Source organism: Paenibacillus vulneris (assembly GCF_039543185.1).
GTDB classification, from domain to species: Bacteria; Bacillota; Bacilli; order Paenibacillales; family NBRC-103111; genus Paenibacillus_S; species Paenibacillus_S vulneris.
In genome coordinates this window covers 1-789 of record NZ_BAABJG010000034.1, presented here as the reverse complement: position 1 = coordinate 789, position 789 = coordinate 1, and the positions used below count along the sequence as shown (strand labels likewise).

The following is a 789-nucleotide window of genomic DNA, read 5'->3' as shown; positions in this document are numbered from 1 at the left end:
ATTTTTGGCTACAGGACTTTTACCCCCTATGGTGAGCCTTTCCAGACTGCTTCACCTAACCAACTTTTCGCATATTGACGTCCCACAACCCCAGAGGGCAAGCCCTCTGGTTTGGGCTATTCCGCTTTCGCTCGCCGCTACTGACGGAATCACTTTTGTTTTCTTCTCCTGAGGGTACTTAGATGTTTCAGTTCCCCTCGTATGCCTCTGCACATCCTATGTATTCAGATGTGAGTAACTGAGTATTACCTCAGCTGGGTTTCCCCATTCGGACATCCCCGGATCAAAGCCTGCTTACGGCTCCCCGAGGCAATATCGTCGTTCGCCACGTCCTTCTTCGGCTCCTAGCGCCTAGGCATCCTCCGTGTGCTCTTATTAGCTTAACCATGCTAATACACGTTGTATTGCTCTACGCATTGTATTTCCATATCTAGTTTTCAAGGAACAATCGCTCCTGCTCAACAGCAGGAAGACTATCTTAACATGCTGTACTAACCGATGCAAGCATCAAGTTTTTCCAGCAAGCTTGAGAGTATTTCGGGGCTCCCCGGAAAGTATTAGGAATACGCTACAGCGCTTCTCTTCACTTTTTGGGGACCTTTGTCCTCTCAAAACTGAGCAACGAGTGAATGGTGTTGCAACTGTTACATAGGCAAAGCCATGTCAGTTGTCAACTATTTTGCAACTGTTAATCAGTTTCTTTATGTCCGATGACCTGCAGTCATCATGGACTCCATAGAAAGGAGGTGATCCAGCCGCACCTTCCGATACGGCTACCTTGTTACGACT

2 rRNA genes are annotated in these 789 nt (G+C 47.7%); both read right to left on the bottom strand.

Annotated features, from left to right (window positions below):
- A 23S ribosomal RNA gene (locus ABEA66_RS27135) occupies positions 1-386 on the bottom strand; the annotation flags it as partial.
- Positions 387-739: 353 nt separating this feature from the next.
- Positions 740-789: ribosomal RNA gene (locus tag ABEA66_RS27130) — 16S ribosomal RNA — on the bottom strand; the annotation flags it as partial.